The following is a 6,953-nucleotide window of genomic DNA, read 5'->3' as shown; positions in this document are numbered from 1 at the left end:
CTCGGGCGGCGCGCCGGTCTGCCAGAAGACGTCGATCGGCATGCCGCCGCGCGGATGCCAATAGCCGCCGATGCGCAGCCACAGCGGCTTCATCTCCTGCGGAGGCCCCAGGTTCCGGACGCTATTTCACGCCGTTCTGCGTGTAGCACATGGCCCTGCGGGGCGCGCAGGTGGCGACGCTCTTGTGGATCGCGTTGCAGGTGCCGAATTGCGCATCGCACATCGCCTGGGCGTTGCTGACTGGTTTGGATTGGCCGCCGCCTTTGCTCCTTGGCGTCACGCGGGGGGCGGGAACAGGGCGCGGCCTGTCAAACTCGCGGGCTTGCGCTTCCTGCCTGGCCTTCTTCGCCTCGTGGGCGGCCCTGGCTTTCTCGTAACCCGCGCGCGCCTCGGCATTATCGGGGTCCCTGCGGAGGATGCCCTCGTATCGCCACATCGCATAGTCCCACTTCTGCGCGTCCATATATTCCTGCGCGTACTTGAGCTCGGACTCGACGCTTCCGGGGCTTTGAGCAAGCGCGACGGATGCGAAGGCCAGCAGGACGAGCCCGCTTGCGCGCGTTTTGAACTTCATAGTCAGATCCCCCGTCCCTAACCCCGGCACTGTGCAAAGCTGCCGCAGACACCGAAAAAGTCAATAACATGAGGCACTCGACAGGAGGGTGCCTTTCCCGGGGAGGCACGCGGCGGCCGGATCATGGCCTCTCCGGCCGCCTCCCGAGCCAAAGCGGGGAGCCTGCTTTCGCCCCCTTTCGGACTCTGCTCCCCCCTTGCAAGGGACGGGATCGAGGGGGGGTGCAGCGTCGAGGGGAGACGTCAGCTCAGAAGACGGTGGGAAGGAACCACCCCAGCCTCTCCACGAAGTCGCGGAGGGGCGTGACAGCGGATAGTCCGGAATCGCTGCGGCCGGCGGTGATCCGGACGATCGCTCCGCGCCTCAGCCGCGGCCGCGGTAGCCGGCGACGTCCTGGGGCGGGACCCAGAGGCTCTCGGGCGGCGCGCCGGTCTGCCAGAAGACGTCGATCGGCATGCCGCCGCGCGGATACCAATAGCCGCCGATGCGCAGCCACAGCGGCTTCATCTCCTGCGCCAGCCGCTCGGCGATGCCGACGGTGACGTCCTCATGGAAACCGCAATGGTTGCGGAAGCTGTGCAGGAACAGCTTCAGCGACTTCGATTCGACGATCGCCTCGCCCGGCGCGTAGTCGAGCACGAGATGGGCGAAATCGGGCTGGCCGGTGACCGGGCAGAGCGAGGTGAATTCGGGCGCGGTGAAGCGCACGAGATAGGCGCGCCCCGGGCGGGGATTGGGCACGTAATCGAGCCGGGCTTCCTCGGGCGAGGCGGGGAGCGGGGTCGAGCGGCCGAGATGGGTGAGATCCATGCGCGGCGCCTTAGCGGCGACGGCGTCGATTGTCATCGCCGCAGCAGCGGCGGCGATTGGAGAAAGGCCGCCGATCCTCTATCCTGCCGGCACGGGAGCCAGGGAGCGGGCCGTGCCGATCGCCGTCGACGAGGACCAGGCGAGTGCCAAGAGCCGGATCGCGGCGATCCGGCTCGCCTTGTGGACGCTGCGCTGCATGAACAATTGGCGCCAGAACGTCGGCGATTACGATTCGGCGATGATCCTGATCGCGGTAATCGCGATCACCGCCGAGAAGCTGACTCGGCAGGACGTGGAATCGGAGCTGCAGACGCTCGACGCCGCTTTCCCGCCCGAGCGGCTGACGCGCTGCAACATCAGCTCGATCGCGGCCGGCACCGGGCTCAACCGCGAGACGACGCGCCGGAAGGTGAACGCGCTGGCGGCGGCCGGCTATCTGGTCCGCACCGCCGACGGCGGAGTGGAGTTCGCGCCGGGGCTGCTCCAGGCCCCGAGCACGCTGGAGCTCGTCCGCACCCAGCTCGACGGCATGGCGCGCGGCGCGAACGAGCTTATCCGCGACGGGATCCTGCGGCTGCGGTGAAGGGTGGTGCGCGGCTGCGCCTTTGGGCCGGAGCCGATACGCCGCTCCGGCCCGCGCAAGGGGGATCGCGCATGACAAAGGCCGCCGAACGTGGGGGAGGCGGCCGCGAACGACGGGGGGACGCCGCTCGCCCGCGCCTCTAGCACGATCCCGGCGGCGCGCGCGGGCGTGGTGCACATCCTGTGCACCAGACCAAGCCGATGGTTATGACCTTGCGAACGCTGGATTTGCTTGCGGGCCGCCATCGCGCGATAGAGTGGAGCCAGCGTCGGCGATAAAAGGATCGGGCGGATTTTCCCCTCCTCCGTGCAAGCATCCGTTAACCTCGCCGGCGGCAGGGTTTCGTCCCTGGCCGTGCGCGACGAGCCGGCCCCGCAAGCGAGTAGATTGGCGACGATGTTCCGCTCCCCCAGGCCTCTGCCGATCGGAGGCGTGATCCTCCTGGTGTGCCTGGGCACGGCGCTGCTCATCGCCCTGCTCTGGTCGGCGATCCTGGCGCAGAGCCGGTTCGATCGCGACGGTGCGATCGAGGCGGCGATCCGCGAGAACCGCAACCGCGTGATCGCCTATGAGCAATATGTCACCCGCACCTTCGACGCGGCCAATTTCGCGGCCCTCCACATCGCCACCCACTCGGCCGCGCCACTGACGCACCACGGCGCCGGGCCGGCGCTGATCTCCGATCCGGTCGCGGCGAACCCGCTGTTCGCGGCGGTGGAGATCGCCGATGCGCGCGGTGACGTCAGGTGGAGCACGGTTCGCGGCGCCCGGCCGCGCAACGTCGCCGCCGAGCCGGGCGTTCGGGCAATCCGGGCCGGCGCGCGCGACCGGCTAATGGTCTCGCCCCCCGCCCTTTCCCCGACGCTGGGCGAACCGGTGCTCGCGCTCACCCGCGCGATCGAGGGTGCGGACGGCAGCCTGGTCGGCACCGTCTCGGTGGAGATGCCGATCGCGCGGCTGACAGACTTCAGCCAGGGCGCGACGCTGCGGCCGCTCGACCTCATCTCGGTGATCGGGCTGGACGGGATCACGCTGGCGCGGCGCAGCGGCGGCAGGATCAGCTTCGGCGAGGATCTGCGCGGCAAATTGGTGATGGCGCAGCAGGCGAAGGACCCGAACGGCACCTATCTGGGCCCGAGCGCGATCGACGGGATCGTCCGCTATTTCAGCCACCGCCGGCTGCGCGACTATCCGATCTTCGTCACGGTCGGCATCGGCGAGCGGGACGTCCTGAAGACGGTGACCGACCGCGCCTGGTCCTATCGCATCGCCGGGGCGGCGCTGACCGCGGCCTTCCTGCTGATCGCCGCCTTTGCGATCGCGGGGCTGGCAAGGCGGGAGCGGGCGGCGCGCGCGCTCGCCGAGACCAACCGCCGGCTGCGCGAGGCGCAAAGGCTCGGCCGGATCGGCGACTGGGAATATGATCTCGAGGCGGGCCGGCTGATCTGGTCGGACCAGCTCTGCGCGATGTACGGGCGCGACCCTGCAGACGACGTGCTGTCGCGCGAGGATTTCCTCTCCTATCTCGATCCGACCAGCCGGGAGCGGTTTCTTTCGGCCGTGGACGCGGCGGTGCGCTCCGGGCAGCCGCAGCAATGCGAGATCGTCGCCTTGGTCGGCGAAGGCCATGCCGCCTCGCGCCGCCTCGTGCTCGCCCCCGAGCCGTCCGCCGACGGCGCGGTCCGCAAGGTGATCGGCACCGACCAGGACATTTCGGACGAGAAGGTCAGCGAGCAGCTGCGCGAGGAGGTCGCGCACCTCTCGCGGATCGAGGCGATGAACATCATGGCGGTGACGATCGCCCACGAGCTGGCCCAGCCGCTCACCGCCGCCGCCAATTACCTGTCGGGAGCCAAGATCTACGCGCGGCGCAGCGCGCCGGGGGACATGGACATGGTCGGCGAGGCGCTCGTCCAGGTCGACCGGCAGATCGGCCTCACCCGCGAGATCATGCGGCGGGCGCGCGACATGCTGGTCAAGCGGCCCTGCGCGGCGAAGAGCGCCTTCCTGCCGGAGATCGTCGACGACGCCGTGGCGCTGGTGAAGATCGCCAGCGAGAGCCCCGATTTCGAGATCGTCCAGGAGATTGCGGGCGAGCGCCTGCACGTCGCCGCCGACAAGGTGCAGATCCAGCAGGTGCTGATGAACCTGCTGCGCAATGCCTGCGAGGCCGCCTCGGCGGCCGACCAGCCGCGGGTGGTGGTGCGCGCCGAGACCGTGCGCGACGGCTCGATCATGGTCTCCGTCGAGGACAACGGCCCCGGCGTGACCAGCGAGCTTGCCGACATCTTCTCGCCCTTCGCCACCTCGAAGAGCCGCGGCATGGGCCTCGGCCTCTCGATCTCGCGCGCGATCATCCAGTCCTTCCGCGGCCGTATCTGGATCAGCAAGTCGCGCGAGGGCGGCGCGGCGATCTGCTTCACCCTGCCGCCGGCGCTCGAAGCCGCGGCCTGAGGCAAGCCGCCGCGCGCCGCACGCGCGTTGCGAGGGCTGTCCCAAAATGCGAGACGGAGGCCATGCGCCTCACCCACGTGATCAGGAACCAACAGTCCGACACGCTCGAGGCCTGGGTGGAGCCCTGGTGCCACCCCTATCGAGTGGCATCCGGCTCGGAGCTGGTTTTGCGCTACGAGGCGAGATCGGAGAGCGACGCGCGGATCGACGCCGAGCTGACCCCTGAGCGCCTCGTCCTCTGGTTCGGCGCTGACCATGCGCCCGCGGCAGAACGCGACGGCATCCCCGCCAAGCCGGACTGGGACCGATAGGCGGTACCCCGGTTCAGCGGTCCCCCTGCACCGCGCCGAGGATCGTGCGGAGCGCCGCGCCGGTCAGCCGGTCCTCGTCGTCGGCGTCGCCGATCACCTCGGCGAGGAGCTCGTCGCCGAACAGCGGGCGCAGGCCCGGCGGGACCTGGGGCAGATCGCCCTCGTGCAGCGGCCGCGCGAGATCGTCGAGGCAGTCGGGGCGCTGGGCGAGGAAATCGGCGAGCAGCGGCCAGCGCATCTCGAGGATCGTCCAGCGCGCGAGGGGGCCGGCGCCGATCGCCTGGCCGGCGAGAAGGAGAGTCGCTTGGTGCATCGCATAAGCGTTGACCAGCCGCTTCATCGACCGCGGGTTGGGCTCGAGCAACGCGGCGAAGGCCTGGAGACGATGCTGGGTGTGGAGCGCGGCATCGGGGCTGGCGATGCGCTTGGCCGTCGCCGCGCGCATGGCCTGGATCATCACCTCGTCGCCGCTTTCCTCGGCCGCGCGGACCCGTGCCTGCAGGTCTTCGGAGCGGGTCAGGCCGGCGACCGCGCGCTCTGCTTCCGCCTCCTTGCGGCGTCGGTCCTCCGCCCGCGCCTCGAGATCGACCCGGGCGGGACTGAGCAGCCGCGCCCAATAGCTCGACTGGACATCGGCCGGGATCTGCGGACTCGCGGCCGAGATCTGAAACACCTTGTCGAGGAACAGATAGCCGAGCGGCCGGCCGCATTCGCCGATCGGCGGGGAGAAGCCGGCGTAGCGCTGCTCGAAGCTGGAGCAGATCCACTTGCGGTCGGCGGCGACCACGTAGGTGACCGGCGCGCTGCGCATCAGCGTCTGGATGCCCTCGAGCAATTCGACGACATATTTGCTGTCGCAGCGATCGAGATCGTCGATGAAGACGACCACCGGACGGCCGATCCGCCTGACCAGCCGGTTGAACAGCCGGGTGATCGGCTTGTACGGATCGTCCTTCAGCTCGGCATAGGTCTGGGCGGCGCGCCGCGAGCCGAGCGCGAGCGTGCGGCTGCCCATCCAGAGCCCGCCCAGCAGGGTGAGGATCGGCGTCGCGTATTTGAGCAGCATGTCGATCACGCTCGCCCCGCTCGTCCCGCCTGGCGCGGTGCCGGTGCCGGAGCCGCCGGTATGGACGGCGAGGCGCAGCCAGAGGAGCAGCATCAGAGCGGCGCCGAAGGCGACGGCGATCACCGGCAGATAATCGGCGCGGAGGCGCCAGCGCAGCCAGCGCAGCCGCAGCAGCAGCCGCGGCCACGGCGTCAGCTTGGCGGCGGCGCCCGCATAGATGGTGGTGATCAGCGTCCACCACGGCGGCTGCAGGCGCTGGTCCCGCCAGGCGTTGAACTTGACGACGATCCACGGCTCCGGCCCGGCGCAGAGGTTGCGCTCGACGAAGTTGAGCACCGAGGTCTTGCCCGAGCCCCAGGGGCCGTGGAGGTGGACGATGAAGGCGGACGGGTCGGGGCCGAGACTGCTCTCCCGTGCCTCGCGGATCCGGTCCGCCAGGATGTCGGCAAAGGCGCGGCGGCCGAGCTCGTCGACGTCGGCCGGCTCGTCGGCATGGGTGGAAACCCGCTCGTTGTGCGGATCGGACGCCGGCTCTTCCTCGCCGCCCGTCGGCGGCCCCGCGGCAGCAGGCGCGAGCGCTTCGGGCGCGAGGCCGTGCTCCTCGAGGATCCGGGCGGCCAGACTCCCCTCCGGCGGAAAGCCGGCGAGCAGATGGGTCACCCGGACCTCGGTCGCCGTTCCGGTCGCCTCCGTGCCGGCACGATCGAGCGCCGCGTAGAGGCTGCGGGCCAGCGGACGGCTGAGGCGGAGCAGGCCCGGCGGCGGCTCCGCCTTGATCGCCGCTTCCTCGCTCGCGCCCAGAGCGGCGCGCAGCTGCTCGTGCGCCGCCGGATTGCGGCGGAGGGCGACGCTGACCGCGATCAGCGCCTGCTGCTCGGCATCGCCGCCGGAGAGGGCGGCGCCGCGCGACACCATCGCGAGCAGCAGGCCGACGGAGGTGACCGGCCCCGGGCGCTCCGACGCGGTCCAGAGATCGCGCACCGCCTGGCCGAACAGCCCAATGAGCTCCGCGCTGGCGACGGCGCCGCTCTCGCCCAGCATATCGTGCAGGAGCCCGGCGGCCGCCGAATGCGGATCCTCCAGGGCGACGGGTTGCGGCTGCTCCACGGGCGCCTCCTCCGGGCCGCACCGGCCCCGGTCGGCGATCCTACCACG

Annotated in this window: 6 protein-coding genes and 1 pseudogene; 3 read left to right on the top strand and 4 right to left on the bottom strand. The window is 70.5% G+C overall.

Translation table 11 applies throughout. From position 1 onward, the window contains the following. From E2493_RS17830 to queF, 3 genes and pseudogenes are all read right to left on the bottom strand, one after another. A pseudogene (locus E2493_RS17830) lies at positions 1 to 96 on the bottom strand (preQ(1) synthase); the annotation flags it as partial. A gap of 25 nt (positions 97 to 121) precedes the next feature. Then, a complete protein-coding gene (locus E2493_RS17825; protein WP_135089625.1) occupies positions 122 to 574 on the bottom strand; it encodes a hypothetical protein in 453 nt (150 codons plus the stop codon). A 363-nt stretch (positions 575 to 937) separates the two neighbouring features. Then, on the bottom strand, positions 938 to 1,420 hold the full coding sequence (queF, locus tag E2493_RS17820) for a preQ(1) synthase (protein WP_225421571.1): 483 nt from the start codon (positions 1,418 to 1,420) through the stop codon (positions 938 to 940). 76 nt (positions 1,421 to 1,496) lie between these two features. Between queF and E2493_RS17815 the strand changes: the two genes are divergently transcribed. The 3 genes from E2493_RS17815 to E2493_RS17805 all read left to right on the top strand — a co-directional run bounded on the left by E2493_RS17815 (position 1,497) and on the right by E2493_RS17805 (position 4,732). Next, the gene (locus E2493_RS17815; protein WP_135089623.1) at positions 1,497 to 1,967 is read left to right on the top strand and encodes a hypothetical protein; all 471 of its coding nucleotides are present in this window, start codon (positions 1,497 to 1,499) and stop codon (positions 1,965 to 1,967) included. Positions 1,968 to 2,273: 306 nt separating this feature from the next. Next, complete coding sequence (locus E2493_RS17810) at positions 2,274 to 4,421, top strand: ATP-binding protein (RefSeq protein ID WP_135089621.1); 2,148 nt, start codon at positions 2,274 to 2,276, stop codon at positions 4,419 to 4,421. A gap of 62 nt (positions 4,422 to 4,483) precedes the next feature. Beyond that, positions 4,484 to 4,732, top strand: a complete 249-nt coding sequence (locus E2493_RS17805) for a hypothetical protein (protein ID WP_135089619.1) — start codon at positions 4,484 to 4,486, stop codon at positions 4,730 to 4,732. Positions 4,733 to 4,745: 13 nt separating this feature from the next. Here the strand turns inward: E2493_RS17805 and E2493_RS17800 are convergent, their stop codons facing one another. Continuing rightward, positions 4,746 to 6,905 (bottom strand): KAP family P-loop NTPase fold protein, encoded by a 2,160-nt coding sequence (locus E2493_RS17800; RefSeq protein WP_167737614.1) that lies wholly within the window; start codon positions 6,903 to 6,905, stop codon positions 4,746 to 4,748. Positions 6,906 to 6,953: the final 48 nt, after the last annotated feature.

Origin of the sequence: Sphingomonas parva (ex Maeng et al. 2020) (genome assembly GCF_004564275.1) — a bacterium.
In the GTDB taxonomy this organism is placed as follows: domain Bacteria; phylum Pseudomonadota; class Alphaproteobacteria; order Sphingomonadales; family Sphingomonadaceae; genus Allosphingosinicella; species Allosphingosinicella parva.
This window is presented reverse-complemented; position numbering and strand designations above follow the sequence as displayed.